General features: G+C 38.0%; 23 protein-coding genes. 2 read left to right on the top strand and 21 right to left on the bottom strand.

What is annotated here, in order from left to right:
- Positions 1-101: 101 nt before the first annotated feature.
- The 21 genes from A7A78_RS09930 to A7A78_RS09830 form a co-directional block, all read right to left on the bottom strand.
- On the bottom strand, positions 102-1,373 hold the full coding sequence (locus A7A78_RS09930) for a dihydrolipoamide acetyltransferase family protein (protein WP_068762302.1): 1,272 nt from the start codon (positions 1,371-1,373) through the stop codon (positions 102-104).
- An 8-nt stretch (positions 1,374-1,381) separates the two neighbouring features.
- Entirely contained in the window at positions 1,382-1,987 is a 606-nt protein-coding gene (locus tag A7A78_RS09925) for an acyltransferase (protein ID WP_068762301.1), read from the bottom strand.
- 50 nt (positions 1,988-2,037) lie between these two features.
- A complete protein-coding gene (locus A7A78_RS09920) occupies positions 2,038-2,397 on the bottom strand; it encodes a four helix bundle protein (RefSeq protein ID WP_068762300.1) in 360 nt (119 codons plus the stop codon).
- A gap of 63 nt (positions 2,398-2,460) precedes the next feature.
- Positions 2,461-3,213, bottom strand: coding sequence for an enoyl-CoA hydratase/isomerase family protein (locus tag A7A78_RS09915; protein ID WP_068762340.1), 753 nt, complete (start codon positions 3,211-3,213; stop codon positions 2,461-2,463).
- 17 nt (positions 3,214-3,230) lie between these two features.
- Complete coding sequence (paaZ, locus tag A7A78_RS09910; protein ID WP_068762299.1) at positions 3,231-5,729, bottom strand: phenylacetic acid degradation bifunctional protein PaaZ; 2,499 nt, start codon at positions 5,727-5,729, stop codon at positions 3,231-3,233.
- Positions 5,730-5,773: 44 nt separating this feature from the next.
- Positions 5,774-6,979: a 3-oxoadipyl-CoA thiolase gene (gene pcaF, locus A7A78_RS09905; RefSeq protein ID WP_068762339.1), complete on the bottom strand. Its 1,206-nt coding sequence runs from the start codon at positions 6,977-6,979 to the stop codon at positions 5,774-5,776.
- 71 nt (positions 6,980-7,050) lie between these two features.
- On the bottom strand, positions 7,051-7,416 hold the full coding sequence (locus A7A78_RS09900; RefSeq protein ID WP_068762298.1) for a four helix bundle protein: 366 nt from the start codon (positions 7,414-7,416) through the stop codon (positions 7,051-7,053).
- Between the two features lie 37 nt (positions 7,417-7,453).
- Complete coding sequence (ypfJ, locus tag A7A78_RS09895; protein WP_068762297.1) at positions 7,454-8,314, bottom strand: KPN_02809 family neutral zinc metallopeptidase; 861 nt, start codon at positions 8,312-8,314, stop codon at positions 7,454-7,456.
- A gap of 38 nt (positions 8,315-8,352) precedes the next feature.
- Positions 8,353-8,760: a PaaI family thioesterase gene (locus A7A78_RS09890; protein ID WP_207489358.1), complete on the bottom strand. Its 408-nt coding sequence runs from the start codon at positions 8,758-8,760 to the stop codon at positions 8,353-8,355.
- Positions 8,761-9,939, bottom strand: coding sequence for a 3-hydroxyacyl-CoA dehydrogenase NAD-binding domain-containing protein (locus A7A78_RS09885; protein WP_068762296.1), 1,179 nt, complete (start codon positions 9,937-9,939; stop codon positions 8,761-8,763). It abuts the gene before it with no gap.
- A gap of 88 nt (positions 9,940-10,027) precedes the next feature.
- Entirely contained in the window at positions 10,028-10,810 is a 783-nt protein-coding gene (locus A7A78_RS09880; RefSeq protein ID WP_068762295.1) for an enoyl-CoA hydratase-related protein, read from the bottom strand.
- A gap of 52 nt (positions 10,811-10,862) precedes the next feature.
- Positions 10,863-11,363 (bottom strand): 1,2-phenylacetyl-CoA epoxidase subunit PaaD, encoded by a 501-nt coding sequence (gene paaD / locus A7A78_RS09875; RefSeq protein WP_068762294.1) that lies wholly within the window; start codon positions 11,361-11,363, stop codon positions 10,863-10,865.
- 21 nt (positions 11,364-11,384) lie between these two features.
- Positions 11,385-11,744 (bottom strand): four helix bundle protein, encoded by a 360-nt coding sequence (locus A7A78_RS09870; RefSeq protein WP_068762293.1) that lies wholly within the window; start codon positions 11,742-11,744, stop codon positions 11,385-11,387.
- Positions 11,745-11,795: 51 nt separating this feature from the next.
- Positions 11,796-12,551, bottom strand: a complete 756-nt coding sequence (gene paaC, locus A7A78_RS09865; RefSeq protein ID WP_068762292.1) for a 1,2-phenylacetyl-CoA epoxidase subunit PaaC — start codon at positions 12,549-12,551, stop codon at positions 11,796-11,798.
- Positions 12,552-12,597: 46 nt separating this feature from the next.
- Entirely contained in the window at positions 12,598-12,942 is a 345-nt protein-coding gene (locus A7A78_RS09860; protein WP_341271723.1) for a four helix bundle protein, read from the bottom strand.
- Positions 12,943-13,006: 64 nt separating this feature from the next.
- Complete coding sequence (gene paaB / locus A7A78_RS09855) at positions 13,007-13,300, bottom strand: 1,2-phenylacetyl-CoA epoxidase subunit PaaB (RefSeq protein WP_068762290.1); 294 nt, start codon at positions 13,298-13,300, stop codon at positions 13,007-13,009.
- Position 13,301: 1 nt separating this feature from the next.
- Positions 13,302-14,258 carry a 1,2-phenylacetyl-CoA epoxidase subunit PaaA gene (gene paaA / locus A7A78_RS09850; protein ID WP_068762289.1) on the bottom strand — a complete coding sequence of 319 codons (957 nt, stop codon included), beginning with the start codon at positions 14,256-14,258 and terminating at the stop codon, positions 13,302-13,304.
- Between the two features lie 41 nt (positions 14,259-14,299).
- Positions 14,300-15,373 (bottom strand): 2Fe-2S iron-sulfur cluster-binding protein, encoded by a 1,074-nt coding sequence (locus tag A7A78_RS09845; RefSeq protein ID WP_068762288.1) that lies wholly within the window; start codon positions 15,371-15,373, stop codon positions 14,300-14,302.
- Between the two features lie 197 nt (positions 15,374-15,570).
- Positions 15,571-15,999: a hypothetical protein gene (locus tag A7A78_RS09840; RefSeq protein WP_068762287.1), complete on the bottom strand. Its 429-nt coding sequence runs from the start codon at positions 15,997-15,999 to the stop codon at positions 15,571-15,573.
- Positions 15,999-16,700, bottom strand: a complete 702-nt coding sequence (locus A7A78_RS09835) for a hypothetical protein (protein WP_068762286.1) — start codon at positions 16,698-16,700, stop codon at positions 15,999-16,001. The genes A7A78_RS09840 and A7A78_RS09835 overlap by 1 nt, the downstream gene beginning before the upstream one ends.
- 208 nt (positions 16,701-16,908) lie before the next feature.
- A complete protein-coding gene (locus tag A7A78_RS09830; protein ID WP_094746100.1) occupies positions 16,909-17,478 on the bottom strand; it encodes a TetR/AcrR family transcriptional regulator in 570 nt (189 codons plus the stop codon).
- A gap of 131 nt (positions 17,479-17,609) precedes the next feature.
- On the opposite strand from A7A78_RS09830, the gene A7A78_RS09825 reads away from it, so the two are divergent.
- Both A7A78_RS09825 and A7A78_RS09820 read left to right on the top strand, forming a co-directional pair.
- Positions 17,610-19,379: an aromatic amino acid hydroxylase gene (locus tag A7A78_RS09825; protein WP_068762285.1), complete on the top strand. Its 1,770-nt coding sequence runs from the start codon at positions 17,610-17,612 to the stop codon at positions 19,377-19,379.
- A 63-nt stretch (positions 19,380-19,442) separates the two neighbouring features.
- On the top strand, positions 19,443-19,748 hold the full coding sequence (locus A7A78_RS09820; RefSeq protein ID WP_068762284.1) for a rhodanese-like domain-containing protein: 306 nt from the start codon (positions 19,443-19,445) through the stop codon (positions 19,746-19,748).
- Positions 19,749-19,770: the final 22 nt, after the last annotated feature.

Below are 19,770 nucleotides of genomic sequence, written 5' to 3'. Positions count from 1 at the left end.
TTTTGCTGTGACGAGGTTTTTGAAGGCTTTTTTTAATATATCTTTTGAAATATTCACTTATTTATTGTTTGTGAGGTCTCGACTGCGCTCGACCGGACATTTTAAATTTTTCTTTTGGAATCAAATTTCTCCATGTAATCTGCAATTCTTCTTAAAAACGAACCCGCCAAATAACCATCTACAATTCTATGATCGAAGGAAAGTGATAAATACATCATCTGTCTTATTTCAATGGTATCGCCATCTTTTCTTTCAATAACTTCGGCACGTTTTTTAATGATTCCCGTTGCGAGAATTGCTGCTTCGGGTTGGTTAATTATTGGCGTTCCCATCAAACTTCCGAAAGTCCCAACATTGCTTATTGTGAAAGTACTTCCTTTGGTATCATCAGCTTTTAGCTTATTGTCTCGTGATTTTCCAACGAGTTCATTAGTGCTTTCAGCTAATTCTTTTAAATCTTTTTTATCAGCATTTTTCACGACGGGAACAATTAAATTTCCTGAAGGAAGCGCCGTTGCCATCCCGATATTTATTTCGTCTTTTACTATAATATTGGTTCCATCCAGCGTGGAATTTATCATTGGAAAATCAGTAATCGCTTTCGCCACACATTCAATGAACAAAGGCGTGAACGTCAGTTTTTCATTAAATTTTTTCTGAAAAGCTTCTTTGCTTTTGTTCCGCCAATTTACCATTTCGGTCAAATCTGCTTCCACATAAGCGGTTACGTGTGGCGAAGTATGCTTGCTGAAAACCATATGGTCCGCAATCATTTGGCGCATTCGGTCCATTTCAACTATTTTGCCTTTTCCTTTATCGAATTTTAAATCGGGGATTTTAAAACCCGAAGGTTCTGAAACTGCTTGCGCAAATTGAAACGGACGTCCATTTTCCAAATATTCTGAAACATCACTCTTTCGCAAACGTCCATCTTTTCCAGTTCCGGAAATTCGAGCGAGTTCTTCGTAACTGATGTGGTTTTTACGAGCAATGGCATCAACTAAAGGGGAAATAAAAACGTTTTCATTTACTTTAAATGACTTTGAGGTTGAAGTTGAAGAAGAAGGTGAAACTTTTGTTGTTGCTTTCTTCTCTGAAGTTTTTGAAGCGGGTTTTTCAGAACTGCTGTTTTCTGAAAGTTCTAAAACAGCAATCACTTCACCAACGGGAACAACATCTTGGGGCTTAAATTTATGTTCCAGCATTTTTCCAGAACTTGGTGCGGGAACTTCATTGTCAACTTTATCGGTTGCAACTTCCAGCAAAATATCGCCTTCTTCAAAAGAATCGCCTTCGTTTACCAACCAATTGATAATCGTTCCTTCGGTAATGCTTTCGCCCATTTTGGGCATTTTGAATTCTGTTTTCGACATAGTTGTCTTTATTCTTTTTTCTCTTTTCTGAATTCTTCCAAAGTTTTATAAAAATCTTCTTGTTTTGGACGATTTGCTGGAATTGTCCTCAACGGCTCCACTTCTCTTAAACTTTCGTGGCAATCTGTTGGTAATTGCTGGTACAATCGGGTTCCAGCGGTTTTCCACGCGATCATTTCATCTGAAATATCTTTTATTGCTTTTGCGGGATTGCCGACAATCAATTTACGCTTCGGGAATTTTTCCTCGGCTTTTACAAAACTCATTGCGCCAACGATACATTCATCACCAATTTCGGCATCGTCCATTATTACGCTGTTCATTCCAATCAAACAATTTCTTCCCAAATTGGCGCCGTGAATTATTGCTCCGTGACCCACATGTGCACTTTCCTTCAAAACAATGCTTTTCCCCGGAAACATATGAACGGTGCAATTTTCCTGCACATTCACGCCATCTTCGAGAATAATCTCGCCCCAATCGCCTCGAATTGCAGCTCCAGGACCGATGTAGCAGTTTTTTCCAATAATTACATTGCCAGTAACGGCCGCCAAAGGGTGGACGAAACTGCTTTCGTGGATTACTGGGATATGGCCTTTAAAGGAATAAATCATAAATTTTAAATGATAAAAGGATTAACGGATAAAAGGATTAAAAGACATTTTCAGTTTAGCGTTTTTTTGAAGTTTGATATCATTGCTTGCAATTTTTGTATTGCTTTGAGATTTTTCTCAAATATAACATCATCCATGTATTCCAAATCCTTTGCGCAAATTAATTGGGTTTCCCACTCAAATGAAGAACCCAATGCTGTTTCCAAATATTGGACAAAATGCTTATCAGAATTCCTTGCAGAACCTTCCGCAATATTTGAGGCAATGGAAACCGCACATCGTTGCAACTGATTTGAAAGTCCGTACATTTCAGATTTTGGAAATTTCGAAGTTATTAAATAAGTTTCATTAACGAGCTTTCTCGCCTCCTGCCAAATTGCTAATTTTCTAAAATTATGCTTCAACGACATATCACTTCAATCCTTTTGTCCCTTCGTCCTTTTGTCCTTTTGTCCTTTTATCCCTTTGTCAATTCAACTAAAACTTTTCAATTTTTCCTTCGTAAAATCACTCAAAACCAATCTGCCTGAAATTATAGCCCTTTCAGCCAATAATTTATCCCAATCTTCCGTGCCGCTCCAAAATACTTTTTTCATTTCTTTCATTGCTTCGGGATTGTAATTGCACAAATTTTCAGCGAATTTCTGAACGGCTTCGTCCAATGCTTCCAAAGAATCAAAAACCTGATTGTACAAGCCTTTTTGGCGCGCCCATTCAGCTTCGTAAAAGGAATTCGCGTCAATTGCTATTTGACTCATCCCGCTCAAACCAAGTTTTCTTTCCACGGCGGGACCAACCACAAACGGGCCGATTCCCACATTTAATTCACTTAACTTAATTGCTGCAAATTTTGTGGCCATACAAAAATCCGTCGCCGAAGCAACGCCTACGCCTCCGCCAACAGTTTTTCCCTGAATCCTACCAATTATAAACTTTGGGCATTTCCGCATGGCGTTGATAACGTTTGCAAATCCGCTGAAAAATATTTTTCCAGTTTCGGCATCGTTTATATTTATGAGTTCGGTGAAACTTGCGCCTGCACAGAACGTTCTGTCGCCGCCACTTTTCAGAATAATTACTTTCACCTCATCGTTATTTCCAGCTTCGGTGATTGTATTTGCAAGTTTTGCCAACAAATCTCCCGGCAGGCTATTGTGCGCTGGATGAAAGAACTCTATTGTTGCAATTCCATTTTCAGTTTTTATGTGAACGTATGGTTCAGACATTTCTTTGTTTTTAAAATTTATATTAATCCGAATTGTTCGAAATGGTGGTTCAAATGCTTCCGCTCCAACAAATACCACTCATATCGATTCATTTCACCAAAAACCAAATTGTTTAATTTGGCGTCCGGATTTTCTTTGAAATAGGTTTTATAAGCTTCTCGTTCTTCAAGAAATTTCTCTTTAGCGGTTGCTAAATCGGGATGTTTTAATGTATCCAAAGTATCCTTTTCGAGCATTGGGAAGTTTGTGTTCCGAGGAAATTTGTCATAGTTATAAAGACTCGCATGGACTTTTTCCAAAATCTTTTCGGGCGTTGCAACCTCAAAATCCTGAATTTTTCCCGAAGCTATTTTATAGGTGTACTCCAAGTGCTCCAACATATGCTGGGGCGTCATGATGCCCCATTTTGGCTTGGTATCTTCGGTTAGTTTGTTCAAGCATTCCTCGATTTTTTCATCGGTTATTTCAACAAAAGTTTCCTGTTTCTTTTGAACCATTGTGAGAATTGTAGCCAAGGCAACCAATTCATCATCAGTATCAAAAACCTCAACAAACCATTTTACAATTCCACTTGGATGTTCTGCGGAAGCCACATCGCGATCCACTTTTTGTTTGCACGTCAATCGCACATAAATAGTGTCGTTGTGATACAACGGACGTAAAAATCGGCAGTCTTCCAAACCGTAATTCGCCGCTACCGGACCTTTGTTCGGATAAACGAAAAGCCCGGCCGCTGCGGCGATTATAAAATATCCGTGGGCGGTTCGCTTTTCAAAAATACTGCCGTCCAGAGAAGTGATGTCTGTGTGGGCATAAAAATGGTCCCAAGTTAGATTGGCAAAATTGATTATATCGGTATCGGTAAGCGTGCGATTATGCGTTTTTAACGACATTCCAGGCTCGATGTCTTCCCAATGGTATTTAAATGGATGCTGTTCTGCCTCTTTATATTTTGCATTCGCTTGATAAATTCCTGTGATTTCCGTTAAAGTTGTCGGTGAACCTTGAATGGCTGTTCGCTGCATATAATGTTTAATACCACGCACACCGCCCATTTCCTCGCCTCCGCCGGCGCGGCCCGGACCTCCATGGACCAAACTTGGTAAAGGTGAACCGTGACCTGTACTTTCTTCAGCGCTTTCACGGTTTAGAACTAAAATCCTTCCGTGGTGGGAAGCGGCATTTATTACGTATTCTTTGGCAATTTTATCATCGTTTGTCGCAATTGAAGAAACCAAGGAGCCTTTGCCCATTTGGGCTAAAGTGATTGCTTCGTCCAAATTTTTATAAGGCATAATAGTACTGACAGGACCAAAAGCTTCGGTTTCGTGAACGGATAAATTTTTAAACGGATTGTCTTCGCGAAGTAAAATTGGAGCCAAGAAAGCACCTTTTTTGGCATCAGCGCCAATCACGTCTATTTTATCCAAATCGCCGAAAACAATACTTGCGGTTTTGGATAATTCTTGAACGCGTTCCCGAACTTCCTTCACTTGATCCAAACTCACCAAAGAGCCCATTCGCACTTCCTTTAAACGGGGGTCACCAATAGTCACTTTTGAAAGGGCATTTCCAAGTGCAATTTGCACGTCTTCAACTAAATTTTGGGGAACTATAACGCGACGAATTGCGGTACATTTCTGTCCGCACTTCACCGTCATTTCATTTCTTACTTCTTTTATGAAAAGGTCAAATTCAGGCGTTCCGGGAACGGCATCTTCGCCTAAAACGGAGGCGTTCAAACTGTCTGCTTCCATTGTAAATGGAACTGCTTCTTCAATAATTCTTTTATGCGCTTTAAGCATTTGGCCCGTAGTTGCAGAACCCGTAAACGTAACCACATCCTGTGATTCCACGCTATCGAGAATAGTTCTGGCCGAGCCTGTAATCAATTGCAAAGCACCTTCAGGTAAAATTTTTGAAGCAATAATTTCACGAACTACGGCTTCGGTCAAAAAGGAAGTGTTTGTTGCCGGTTTTACAACGGCGGGAACGCCCGCCATCCAATTTACTGCACATTTTTCAAGCATTCCCCATACTGGGAAATTGAATGCATTTATATGAATTCCAACCCCGCGTTTTGGTACCATAATGTGATGTGCCATAAACCGTCCGCCACGCGAAAGATCTATAGGTTCGCCTTCAACATGATAGGATTGGTTTGGGAATAATTTTCTGAGGGAAGCATTGGCAAAAAGATTTCCGAAACCACCTTCAATATCAATCCAGCTATCCACTTTTGTTGCGCCAGTGCGGTAACTTATTTCATAAAAATCGGCTTTCTTTTTAACCAAATGCAGGGCCAGGGATTTTAGCATATTTCCGCGTTCCTGAAAGGTCATCTTTCTAAGTACTTCGCCTCCTTTGGTTCTTCCGTATTGCAGGATTTCAGCAAAATCAAGTCCTTCTGTATCTGAAAGGGCAATGATTTCACCAGTAATGGCGTCGTGCATTGGCACGCCTTCGCCGTTTCCTTCAAGCCATTGTCCCGTGACGTAATTATGTAATTTTTTCATTTTTAAATTTTTAAGCAATCCGCAATGAAGCGGAAAACAATTTTTTAAACTCGCTCAATGATAGCGGCATATCCTTGGCCAACGCCCACACACATGGTGATTAAAGCGTATTTTTTATTTTGAAGTTGAAGTTCCAAAGCTGCGGAATAAGCGATTCGCGTCCCGGTAACCCCGAGCGGATGCCCAATGGCAATAGAACCGCCGTTTGGATTGATGCGTGGATCGTCATCTTTCAATCCCCATTCGCGAATGCACGCTAACGCTTGCGAAGCGAAGGCTTCGTTCAATTCAATCACGTCCATATCTTCCATTTTCAAACCTGCTTTTTCCAAAGCTTTATTTGAAGCCGCAACGGGACCGATGCCCATAATTCGAGGCTCTACACCTACTACTGCGGAAGAAACAATTTTTGCAATCGGTTTTAAATTGTACTTCTTTACTGCATCTTCCGAAGCGATAATTGTTGCGGCGGCACCGTCATTCAATCCCGAGGAATTTCCGGCGGTTACGCTGCCATCCTTTTTGAAAGCTGGGCGTAATTTTGCCAACACTTCTTTGGTGGTTTCAGGACGAATAAATTCGTCATCTTTAAAAATAATCGGATCTTTTTTCCGCTGTGGAATTTCTACGGCAACGATTTCTTTTGACAAACGACCATTTTCTTGCGCTTTAGCAGCTTTCATTTGCGAATGATACGCAAATGCATCTTGGTCTTCACGATTTATTTTATGCTTTTCAACTAGATTTTCAGCCGTATTTCCCATTCCATCAGTGCCGTACATTTCGGCCATTTTTGGGTTTACAAAACGCCAACCAAAACTGGAATCGTACATTTTAGCATCGGTTCCAAAAGCGGAAGATGGTTTTGCAATTACGTATGGCCCGCGCGTCATATTTTCAACTCCTCCAGAAATAAATAAATCACCATCGCCAGCTTTAATCGCGCGATTTGCGTGGATTATTGCCGAAAGTCCGCTGCTGCAAAGTCTGTTTACAGTTTCTCCTGGAACGGTTACTGGCAAACCTGCCAACAGGGAAGCCATTCGCGCAACGTTTCTATTGTCTTCCCCAGCTTGGTTTGCGCAACCAAGGATTACATCATCATAGGCTTCTTTAGGGATGTTTGGATTTCTTTTTACTATTTCAGCAATTACCAAAGCAGCCAAATCGTCTGTTCTTACAGCGCTTAACGTTCCTTGATAGCTTCCTATGGGTGTTCTTATTCCGTCAATTATGTATGCGTTTTTCAAAGTCAAAATTTTAAATGATAAATGTAAAATGTAAAAGTGCCTTTAACTTTAAAATTTTACATTTATCGGTTTTACATTTTCTGTTTTGTAGTTTTAATACTTGCTGTGAATATTGCAACAAGTTCTTTGCATTCGTTTTCTATAAAAATAAATTCTTCCCTTTGATTTATTAAATCTGCTTCTTTTAAAATCTGTAAGTTAACTTGTGATTCTCGCAATTCTTTTAAGACCAATTTCATTTTATGAACAAAATCTTTTTTTGATTCTGCGCCTTGCGCCTCACCATAATTAAGTGCAGCTGATGTTACAGAACGAATCAATTGTTTGGTTAAATGCTCAGTTGCAAAATTTTTCTTAAGCATCCCAATATTCAAAATTATATTGGCTGAAAACTTAACCAACCGGTCTTGTAAATTATATTTATTTTCACTTTTCACTTTAGAATTTTAAATTTTTCAGTTTTACATTTTATATCTAATTTAAAATTTCCGAAAAGGTATCGCCTTGCTTAATATCGCCAGTTTTATAGCCTCTCATAAACCATTTCATTCGTTGCTCGGAGCTTCCGTGTGTAAAACTATCAGGCACAACACTACCTTGCATTCTTTTCTGAATGGCATCATCACCAACAGCGTTGGCGGCACTCAAAGCTTCTTCAATATCGCCTTCTTCTAAATATTCTTGGTTATAATGCGCCCAAAGCCCTGCATAAAAATCGGCTTGAAGTTCCAAAGCTACAGAAAGCCTATTCCCTTCAGTTTTATTGCTTTGGCGCTGTAACTGTGTTACTTTTTGGGAAGTGCCCAATAAGGTTTGAACGTGGTGGCCAATTTCGTGGGCCGTAACATACGCAATTGCAAAATCACCTCCTTTTGCTCCAAAACGGGTTTTCAATTCATCAAAAAATGCTAAATCCATGTACAATTTATGGTCTGCGGGACAATAAAAAGGTCCGGAGGCTGAAGTTGCATTTCCACACCCAGTACTTACTGCATCAGTAAACAAAACCATTGTAGGTTTTTCGTATTCACCAATATTGTTTTGCCTAAAAATTTGGCTCCAAACATCTTCGGTATCAGCTAAAACGGTAGCCATGAAATTCCCCATTTCCTTTTCTTGGGCAGTAAGTTCTCTTTGCTCTGTTTGCTGAGTCCCTTGACTGTTGCCCAATTGTTCTACAATTGGCGCAAGTTGTTGTCCTGTTTCTCCTCCGAAAAAATTTAGCGCTAGCACTATCAATGTTACCACAATTCCGCCACCTGCGGCCAATTTGCCTTTACTCATTCCACGTCGGTCGTCTAAGTTGCCGCTTTGTCTTCTGCCTTGCCATTTCATAATTTATCCTGTATTCGTTAGATTTATATTAATTCAAATTATTCCCAATCCTTGCTGGTTCTATAAACAACACCTTTAAAAAGCGCGACCAATTCATCGCCGCGTTTTACTTCAACGATATTAAAACCGAGTTTGTTATTTACTTTTTCAATTACAGATTCTGCTGTTAAATAATCACCCTCGTTCAACGCTTCAATATGATTTATTGAAGTTTCAATAGAAACCGCATACTTTCCGTGGGTATTCGCTGCAAAGCCGAAAGCGGTATCTGCCAAACTATAACTTATCCCTCCGTGGGCTTTGTTCATACTGTTAAGCATCTCTTTGCGGACGGTCATTGCTACCTTGCACCTTCCTTTTTCAACTTCCAATATTTCGATACCGAGCCAAGAACTGAAAGCGTCCTGGCTGAGCATTTTTACTGGTATTTTTTTAGCTTCCAGCATTTAAAAGAAAGTTTTATTTTCTCGATTCATCTTTCTTAATAAAGGAGAACAACGGTAACGGTCTTCGTGATATTCATCGTAAAGTTCGTCCATTTTTGAAACACACCAATTTATTCTTTTTTCATCAGCCCAAGTCAAAAGACCTTTTGGATAATTTACGCCTTTGGTCATTGCGTTGTCTATATCTTCTGCGGAAGCTATGTTCCAAAAAAGTGCGTCGGCAGCTTCGTTTATTAGCGTTACGAGTATTCTTTCGAAAATATTTTCAGCAGCAACATTTTCTTTCGAAGACGTTCTCGACTGCGCTCGAACTGACAATTCTCCGTTTTCAGAATAATCATAATAACCTTTTCCACTTTTTCTTCCCAAATAACCTGCTTCGGCAAAACGCTTTTGGGTGAAGGAAGGTTTGTAGCGCGGATCGAAATAAAATGCTTCAAAAACGGTTTCGGTAACGGTGTAATTTACATCGTTCCCTATAAAATCCATCAGTTCGAAAGGGCCCATTCTGAAACCTCCAATTTCTTTCATTGCCGAATCTATTTCTGAAAACGAAGCCATACCTTCTTCATAAATTCGCAGCGCTTCACCGTAAAAAGGGCGTGCAACACGATTCACTATAAATCCGGGCGTATCTTTTGCAACGGCAACCGTTTTTCCCCAATCTTTAATTGTTTTTACGGATGTATTTAAAGTTTCTTCGGAAGTCTGAATTGCGGGAATAACCTCAACCAATTTCATTAACGGTGCGGGGTTGAAAAAGTGAATACCAATACAACGCTCTGGTTTTTGTAATGAAGAAGCAATGGAAGCTATTGACAACGACGAAGTATTTGAGGCAATAATACAATCATCGCTCACAAATTTTTCAAGTGTTGAAAACACGTTTTTCTTGATGTCGAGATTTTCAACTATAGCTTCAATCGTCAAATCTGAATCTTTCAATTCTTTTAGTGAATTGACGTATTTTATGTTGTTTTGGACACGCTCTTTTTCTTCGGAATCGATTTTTCCTTTTTCAACCAAACGGTCCATTATTTTTTCCAAATCAGTTTTGGCATTTTCCAAAGCTTCGGTTTTGGTATCGTATAGTTTTACGAAACATCCAGCCTTGGCGGCTACTTGTGCAATACCAGCACCCATGGTTCCGCTCCCTATAATTCCAACGTTTTTAATCATAATTTTTAAATGATAAATGCAAAAGTTAAAAGCGCCATTAAAAACATTTTAATATTTTACATTTTTCGGTTTTACATTTTTCGGTTTTTTATTTCCCTTTAAAATTCGGTTTTCTTTTATTTACAAATGCATCAACGCCTTCTGCATAATCTTCACTTTGGGCGGATTCTATTTGAAGTTTGCTTTCCAAATTCAATTGTTCTTCCAAAGAATTTTCTAAGGAATTGTTTAGTAAACGCTTCGTCAATCCCAATGCTTTCGTCGGCATATTTGCAAGTGTGTTTGCAATATTATTCACCTCTTCCGAAAAGTTTTCTGAAGAAACAACTTTGTAAACCATTCCTAATTTTTCAGCCTCTTGTGCAGAAACTTTATCGCCGATCATCATTAAAGCGGAAGCTTTTTGAAAACCAATCAATCGTGGCAAAAAGAAAGTACCAGCACTGTCCGGAACCAATCCAATTTTACTGAAAGCTTGAATAAAACTGGCATTTTCCGAAGCAATTACAATATCGCAAGCTAAAGCAATATTTGCTCCAGCTCCTGCGGCAACTCCATTGATTGCTCCAATAATTGGTTTTTCAATATTTCGAATTCGCGAAATAATAGGGTTGTAATGTTCCTCAAGAATTTTTTTGAAACCGGGGTTTAACTCTGGCGAAGTTACTTCCTTTAAATCCTGCCCGGCGCAGAAAGCCTTTCCGTTTCCGGTGATTACGATTGCCCGAACTTCAGGATTTTTTTCGCAGGCATCCAATTCGTTTTGAAGCAAGAGTGCCATTTCACGGTTGAAACTGTTAAAAACCTCTGGCCTGTTTAAGGTTAAGATTGCTACTTTATTTTCTATTGAGACTATTATAGATTTGTTCAATTTTTATATCTTTTAAAGACCCTTCGACTGCGCTCAGGGTGACATTTCATATTTATTTCAAACATTTAAAGTAATCAAATGGTTCTTGGCAATCGTCGCATTTAAAAATCGCTTTACACGCCGTTGAACCAAACTGACTAACTAGATGTGTATTTGTACTTCCACATTGCGGGCATTTTACTAACTTTTTGTCGCCGAGCAAAACGTCTTTATCATTCGATTCTGAAAGAGGACGAGCAATTCCGTATTTCTCCATTTTCTGAAGTCCTTCTTCTGAAATCCAATCGGTGCTCCAAGCTGGGGAAAGGATTAATTCAACTTCCGCTTTTTTTCCTATTTCAGAAAAGGCTTTTTTCAAATCATCACCAATAACATCCATCGCTGGGCAACCGGAATAGGTTGGCGTTAATTTTATATGAACGATTCCATTTTCTTCAACAGCTTCGCGAATTACACCGAGATCCAAAACCGAAAGCACAGGAATCTCAGGGTCTGAAACGGTTTTCAGAACTGGGATTAAATGTGTTTCGATATTTAAATTTTCAACTAACAATTATCAATGCTCAATTTTCAATTATTTTTTTGATCTCGCTGTCTGAATACTTTTTGAGAAAATGGCGATTAGTTCTTCGCATTCTTTTAAACTTTTTTCTGCACTATCAATATCATTTAAAAGATTGGCGCCATTTTGAATTTTAAGATTTACTCTCGATTCTTTTAGTTCTTTTAAAACAATTCCCATTTTATGAATAAAATCCTTCGCAGATTCTGCACCTTGAACCTCTCCATAATTTAAAGCTGCACCAGTAGCAGATCTTATTAGCTGTTTTGACAAATGGTCCAAAGCATAATTATATTCAATTTTCTTAAAAAGATTAATACAAAGAATTGCAAAATCAATTAACCTATCTTCCAAATCAAATTTTCTTTCCATAATATTTTTTTAGTGAAAATTGAAAATTGTTAATTGAGTATTGAGCATTTATTACCAAGTCATATTTGGATATGTGCGTTGCATGTATTGCAAATCAGCCAACAAATAGCCCATATGTTCGCTGTGAACTCCTTCTTTTCCACCTTTTGTGAAATATTTATTTTCGGGAATTGTGAGCGTTGCTTCTTTTAAAATTTCGGAAACTTCTTCGTAATATTTCTCTTTGAAAGCAGAAATATTAATTCCGATTCCTTCTTTTGTCATTTCCTTTTCAGCTTCCGTCATAAAGAAAAGCTCATCTGTATATCGCCAGAGATCGTCAATTGCTTCCTGCATTTTTGCTTTGCTTTCCTCGGTTCCATCTCCCAATCTTTTTACCCAATCGGAAGAAAAACGTTTGTGATAACTTACTTCCTTTATTCCTTTTTTTGCAATTGCGGCCAAAGTTTCATCAGGGCTGTTCTGCAATTTTTCCATCAACATTAAATGATAAACATCAAACAGAAACTGACGCGCAATGGTATATCCGAAATGCGTATTCGGTTGCTCAACCAACAAACAATTTTTGTATTCCCGTTCAATTCTTAGGAAAGCGATGTCATCTTCGGTTTTGTTTTCTCCAGAAATTTTTGCGGCGTATTGATAGTAACTGCGCGTTTGCCCGAGCAAATCCAAAGAAATATTAGTCAGCGCAATATCTGTTTCCAAATTTGGGCCGTGGCCACACAATTCGCCCAATCGCTGTGCGAGAATTAGGGAATTGTCGGCGATTGTGAGGATATAATTATAGAGTTGTTGATTTTTCATTTCTTTGAGGATGAAGTTGAAGTTCAAGATGAAGTCGATTTTACAACTAATTTATATTTTTTATTAAGGTTACAATTATTCTTATCAATTCGTCATTTTCCTTTTTTAAAGGATTCATAATTTCATCACTATATAGTTTAGCCTTAGTTTGTATATTTAGGTTTCTGATGCTTTCTCGTAATTCTTTCAAACAAATTCTCAATTTATTAGCTTTATCCTTATCGGTTCCAGCACCCATCGCCTCTCCAAAATTTAATGCCGCAGAACAAGTAGAACGTATCAACTGTTTTGCTAAATAATTAGATGCAAAAGTTTTGGGTGGCTTATTGTAAATAATTATAATTGAGGCCGCAAAATTTTCTAATCTCGAATCTAAATCATATTTTTTCAACAGCCAACTTATTAATTATTGATACTTTTTCATCTTCATCTTGAACTTCACCTTCAACTTTATTTTACATATGCTTCACCTCATCAGGCAAATCGTAAAAAGTGGGGTGACGATATACTTTATCCTGCGCAGGCTCAAACATTTCGCCATTTTCCTGCGGATTTGAAGCAGTAATATTTTTACTTTCCACCACCCAAATGCTTACGCCTTCGTTTCTCCTTGTGTAAACATCACGAGCATTTTCCATTGCCATTTCAGCGTCGGCAGCGTGAAGGCTTCCGAAGTGACGATGTTCCAATCCGTTTTTACTGCGGACAAATATTTCCCAAAGCGGCCAGTTTTTCTTAGTATTTTCCATTTTAACTTGCTTTTGCTACTTTTCTTTTTTCGTTCTTTTCAGCGTGTGCCATTGCAGCATCACGAACCCATTCGCCATTATTCCAAGCATTCACACGGGCATTCATCCGCTCTTTGTTGCACGGGCCGTGGCCTTTTACTACCTGCCAAAATTCATTCCAATCAATTTCGCCGAAATCGTAACTTCCTTTTTCCTCGTTCCATTTTAAATCTGGATCTGGAACCGTGATTCCCAAAAGATCTGCTTGCGGTACGGTTTGATCTATAAACTGCTGGCGTAATTCGTCATTACTTTTGCGCTTCAGTTTCCATTTCATCGATTGCTCTGTGTGAATGGATTCCGCATCGGTGGGTCCGAGCATCATTAAAGCTGGCCACCACCAACGGTTTAGAGCATCCTGCGCCATTGCTTTTTGCTCTTCGGTTCCGCGGCAAAGTGTTAACATAATTTCAAAGCCTTGTCGCTGATGAAAACTTTCTTCCTTACAAACACGAACCATAGCACGGGCATACGGACCAAAAGATGTATTGCAAAGCGGCACCTGATTTATAATCGCAGCTCCATCAACCAACCAACCAATCGCGCCCATATCGGCCCAAGTAATTGTTGGATAATTGAAAATTGAAGAATATTTTGCCTTTCCGGAATGCAATTGTTCGTACAATTCATCGCGGGAAATTCCCAGGGTTTCGCAAGCGGAATACAGATATAATCCATGTCCAGCTTCGTCCTGAACTTTTGCAAGCAGCGCGGCTTTTCTTCGTAAAGAAGGTGCACGGGTAATCCAATTTCCTTCGGGAAGCATCCCAATAATTTCAGAATGTGCGTGCTGGCTCATCTGCCGAATGTGGGTTTGACGGTATTTTTCCGGCATCCAATCTTTTGGCTCTATTTTTTCGTCACGCGCAATTCGGGCTTCGAAAATTTCTTCTAAGTTTTTTACTTCTTTTTCACTCATCACTATATGCTTTAAGCTTTAGGCGCTATGCCGTAAGCTAGTTATACATCAAAATCTACTTTCACTTTTTCGGAAGTTGGAACTGCTTGGCAACTCAATACAAAGTTTTGCGCCACTTCTTTTTCTTCCAAAGCGTAATTTATTTTCATCTCTACACTGCCTTCCAAAATTTGGCATTTGCAAGTGCTGCAAACCCCACCTTTGCAGGCAAATGGCAAATCTGCACCAGCCGCCAAAGCAGCATCGAGAATATTGTCAAAATCTTTTGTCATCGTGAATTGGAATTCTTTTCCACCATCCACAATTGTAACCTCAACGCCCTCCACGTTTTGTTGCGCCAAACGTTCGGCGCGTTTTTTATCTTCTTCGGTCAACCCTGTTACGAACAATTCAAAATGAATCAATTCCTTTGGCAAACCTGCTTCAATTAAATAATTGCTAACGTAATGCACCATTTCTTCGGGACCGCACAGAAACACTTCGTTTGTATCTGGAATATCAATAAAGTTTTTGGTCAGCACTTTCATCTTTTCATCGTCAAAACGCCCATTGAAAAGTTCAATATCACGGCGTTCCTTTGTTAGAAAATAATAAATTTCCAGTCTTCCAAAGTATTCATTCCGAAGCTGTTCCAAAGCTTCTTTAAAGATAATGGATTTCGCGGTTCTATTGGCATAAAACAGTTTGCAAGTTGCGTTCGGTTCCAATGCCAAATGTGTTTTTATCATCGATAGCACCGGCGTAATTCCACTTCCGGCGGCGAAAAAAAGATAGTTTTTGGCTTTATTTGGTTCAATTTCAACACCAAACATTCCGCTGGGCTCCATAATTTCCAGAGTGTCTCCAGACTTCAATGTAGTATTTACATAAGTTGAAAACACCCCTCCGGGAATTGTTTTTACCGCGACTTGCCATTGCTTGTCAACCGGACTGGAGCACAAACTGTAGGAACGGCGGGTATCTTCGCCATTAATGTCGGCTTTCAAAGTTAAATGCTGGCCTTGGCGGAAGTTGAATTCTTCAGCCAATTTTTCGGGAACGTCAAAGGTTATTACCGAGCAGTCGTCGGTTTCTTTGTAAACGTCCTTTACTTTTATTTTATGAAATTTCGCCACCTGTTTTTTTGTCGAATTAGGTTAACAAAACTAACGCTTGTTAGTTTAACTTGCAAATTATTAACTTTTGTCAATCCACATGTATGTGTATTACTTGAAAAAGGTTTGATAAAATTTCCGATGAAAAATTCATAAGCCCAAAGATTATTAGAATTGAAAAACTCGGTTATTAGCTATATAACCTGTTGGGAAGGCTTTTATTCATAACTAAAATCTAAATCTCTCAAAAATTGGAGATGTAAAATCTGTTTATTAATGCCGTGACTTATTATTCTATTCATCCATTCTTTTGTGTCGATGTAAATTGGATTAACAAGGTTTTCACTAATTTTATCTGGGTCAAAAATTACAGAGTAAACAATTTTCTCATTTTTCAAATAATCAACCTCTTGTTTAATTTGTTCTAAAGTCTTTTTTTCTGTGGTCAATAAAACAAAAATACAATTTTTATCATTTTTCAATTTCAAATAAAATTTGTTGCCCTCTTGTATTTCGAAGTTATTTTTATTACCATTATCGATAATCATTTCTAAAAAAATATTTCTCTGATAATTGACATTTAATAAGCTTTGAAGAGTTTCTATCGAAATTCTCTTTTCAATAAATCCGTCTACAAAACTTTTCATTATATTATGATATGTTTTTTGATTAGTTCAGCAAGTCTAGTTTTGTTTTTTATATTGCTGAAAGTACGACTATAACCTAATACAACTATTCCATCCTCACGTTTTAAAAAACCACAATTGTCTTCCCATTCCAAATCCGTATAGTCCTCATAATCTTTTATGACATCAAAAACACCTTTTCCTTCGCAAATAATTACTTTAGGTCGAATAATATTTATTAAATCTCCCGTCCATTTATAGGATTGAAGCCAGTAATTATTAAATCCATTTTGTTCGACAAGATTGAAACATTTTTTAATGTCGGTTTCATTTCTTGTAATGATATAGTGAAAATTTGTTTTAACCGATTTATTATTAAGAATATCTATAATTTGTTCAAGATTATAACCTGATTTTTTAAATACATCGATTGTCTCTCTTGCCAATGTATAAGTTAAATTTGGCTCCTCAGTATCTAAAAATTCTAAATATGACATTTGGGATTCTGGTTTATAATTTAATGAACCATTATTACTTGGATTTCCATTTCCAGGATTTATTCCAATAAACATAATTTCTGGATTTAGAATATATTTACTATCCCAGATATAAAATCCACCATAAAGATGTTGTGCTTGTTCATTTTGGTCTATAATTTTCTTTTGTGCTTCAAGACCTTTTAGCACATCTTTTTCCCAATTTTTAAATCTTTCATTTTGCATAATTTCTATTTTAAATTTCTACAATTTTAAAACAAAAGTTTGAATAAAAAAATTATAAATGCCTAAAAATCAATAATTTAAATTTTATAAAACTTGTAGGGGTTTTAATCCCGATAATCCGCCTCGAAAGATAAATCGGCTTTTTTAACCTGCTTTTTTTTAAAATGTTTTTGACTTGCGCACAACTTGTTTGTATTCTGAATGAAATTCACACAATCCCTTTTATCAATACAGAAACCATATCCTTTTTCAAAATATTTACATCCACTTTTCCACGTTTTTGATACCACAAATAGAGCGTTCGTAATGTGGAAAAGATGGAAAACAGTATAACTTCGGGATGATAGGATTTTATTTCTCCCGAATCAATTCCTTGTTTTATAATTTTTCGAAAATTTTCTTCGTAATCTTCGCGCATTTTTACAAAAGCCAATAAATCTTCCTTCTCCAAATGCATCCAATCATTATTCAAAGAAGCGAGCGCTTCGGAATAATTCACGGTAATATCAACATGCATTTCGATAACTTTTTCCACTTTTTTGATTGCAGAACTGTTTTCAGAAACCACTTTTTCCATTCCAACTGTGAACTCTTCAGCAACTTTCAAAATAATTTCCGAAAGGATTTCCTGTTTACTATTAATATGATTGTAAAGACTTGCAGCCTTTATATCCATTGCCGTGGCGATATCTCGCATGGAAACTGTTTTGTATCCTTTTTCATAAAAAAGGCGAGAAGCAACTTGTATTATTTCTTCTTTTCGGGAAATTGTTTTCATTGTTGCTGCAATTTACAAAACAAGTATCAATTACCCCTTCCGAATTTTTTCCAAAAGCAAAAAATCCACCTTCGCCTTAAAAAGGGGAAGTAGCAATATGTTTTCAAAGCAAAACCAATTACTTTTGAGCTATGGAAATTAAAATTGAAACCAACGAATTGTTGGACCGGTTGCCGCCACATTTAAAACAGTACATAAAACCACAGAATTATGAGCAATACACGCCCATAAACCAAGCTGTGTGGCGCTATGTGATGCGAAAAAATGTGGATTATCTGGCAAAGGTTGCCCACGAAAGTTATTTGGGCGGTCTTAAAAAAACCGGAATTTCCATAAACGAAATTCCATCTATGTACGGGATGAACCGTATTTTGAAGGAAATTGGTTGGGCTGCAGTTGCGGTTGATGGCTTTATTCCGCCGAATGCTTTTATGGAATTTCAGGCTTATAGAGTGCTTGTAATTGCCAGCGATATTCGCCAACTTGAAAACATAGAATACACGCCAGCCCCCGATATTATTCACGAAGGCGCCGGGCACGCACCTATTATTGCCAGTCCGGATTATGCGGAATATCTGCGCCGTTTTGGGGAAGTGGGCGCAAAAGCAATTTCCAGCGCTCACGATATTGATATGTATGAAGCCGTCCGCGAGCTTTCCATTTTAAAGGAAGCCGAAGGCATTTCACAGGAATTGATTAATGCCGCAGAAGCTCGGGTTGAAGAACTTCAAAATAAAAAAGTGAAACCTTCTGAAATTTCCTTGATTCGAAATTTACATTGGTGGACGGTGGAATATGGAATGGTGGGTGCGGTTGAAAATCCTAAAATTTATGGCGCAGGATTACTTTCATCCATAGGTGAAAGTGTTTGGTGTATGAAAGATGAAGTGAAAAAAATCCCATATTCAATCGATGCTGCGTACCAAGATTTTGACATTACAAAACCGCAGCCGCAACTTTATGTAACTCCAGATTTTGCTTATTTGCAGGAAGTTTTGGAAGAATTTGCAAACACGATGGCCGTGCGAAAAGGCGGATGGCGTGGATTGAAAAAATTGATAAAATCAAAACAACTCGGCACTATTGAAATCAGTACGGGACTTCAAATAAGCGGTCACTTTTCACGAATGATCAAAAACGACGATAACGAAGTTGTCTATTTTGAAACCGAGGGCGAAACCGCACTTTCTTACCGCGAAAAAGAAGTAATTGGCCACGGAATACTTCGTCATAAAAAAGGATTTCGTTCTCCTTTGGGAAAATTGAAAGGCATCAATTTATCTATTGAAAATATGGGGCCGCGTGATTTACAGGCGTATAATTTTTATGACGGAAAACAAATTGCTTTTGAGTTTGAAAGTGGAATTACGGTGCAAGGTTTAAACGTTACCGGAATTCGGAATCTAAGGGGCGAATTAATGTTAATACAATTCACGGATTGCACCGTAAAATATAAAAACGAAATATTATTTTCACCTGAAATGGGCGATTTTGATATGGCCGTGGGCAAGGAAATTGTTTCAGCTTTTGCGGGGGCTGCTGATTATAATTCGTTCAATTTGGTGAATCATGTTTCTTCAAGTGAAACTATTCGAGCTCAACTTTCAGAGATAGAAAAAGAACTGAACTCACTTTATAAAAAAGTTCGGGAAATACGGAATTCAAAAGAAATCAATTCAGAAAAACTGGAATCAATTTTCACTATTTTGACCGAAAATCATTCAACAGATTGGTTACTTCCGCTGGAAATTTATGAATTGGTTTCAAATAGCGATTCCAAATTTTCAGAAGAAGTTTTAAAACATCTATTAAATTTGAAGCAACAACGACCAAAAGTGGCGCATTTGATTGAGGGCGGATTGAGCCTTTTGGAAACGAAAACACAAGAAATTATTAATTAAAAAGACACTTCGACCCTTCGACAAGCTCAGGACAGGGAAGCTCAGTGTGACAAAATATATTATATGGGACTATTGGATTTTTTATTCGGAAACAAAACAAAGAAAATTGAGGATTTTAAAAGCCGGGGAGCTATCATTATTGATGTTCGCAGTAAAGGCGAATATGAAAGTGGTGCCATTCCAGGCTCAAAAAATATCCCGCTTCAGAATATTTCTTCAAAAATATCTGAAATAAAAAAATGGGACAAACCAGTTATTGCGTGTTGTGCCAGTGGAATGCGCAGTGCAAGTGCAACAGGAATCTTAAAAAGCAATGGTATTGAGGCGATGAATGGCGGCGGTTGGTTCAGTTTGAGCCAAAAACTTTAGCCCCACCCCAACCCTCCCGAAG

This window comes from Aequorivita soesokkakensis, assembly GCF_001641085.1.
Taxonomy (GTDB): Bacteria; Bacteroidota; Bacteroidia; order Flavobacteriales; family Flavobacteriaceae; genus Aequorivita; species Aequorivita soesokkakensis.
Note: the sequence above shows the minus strand (reverse complement) of the source record. Positions and strands in the feature narration are given on the sequence as shown.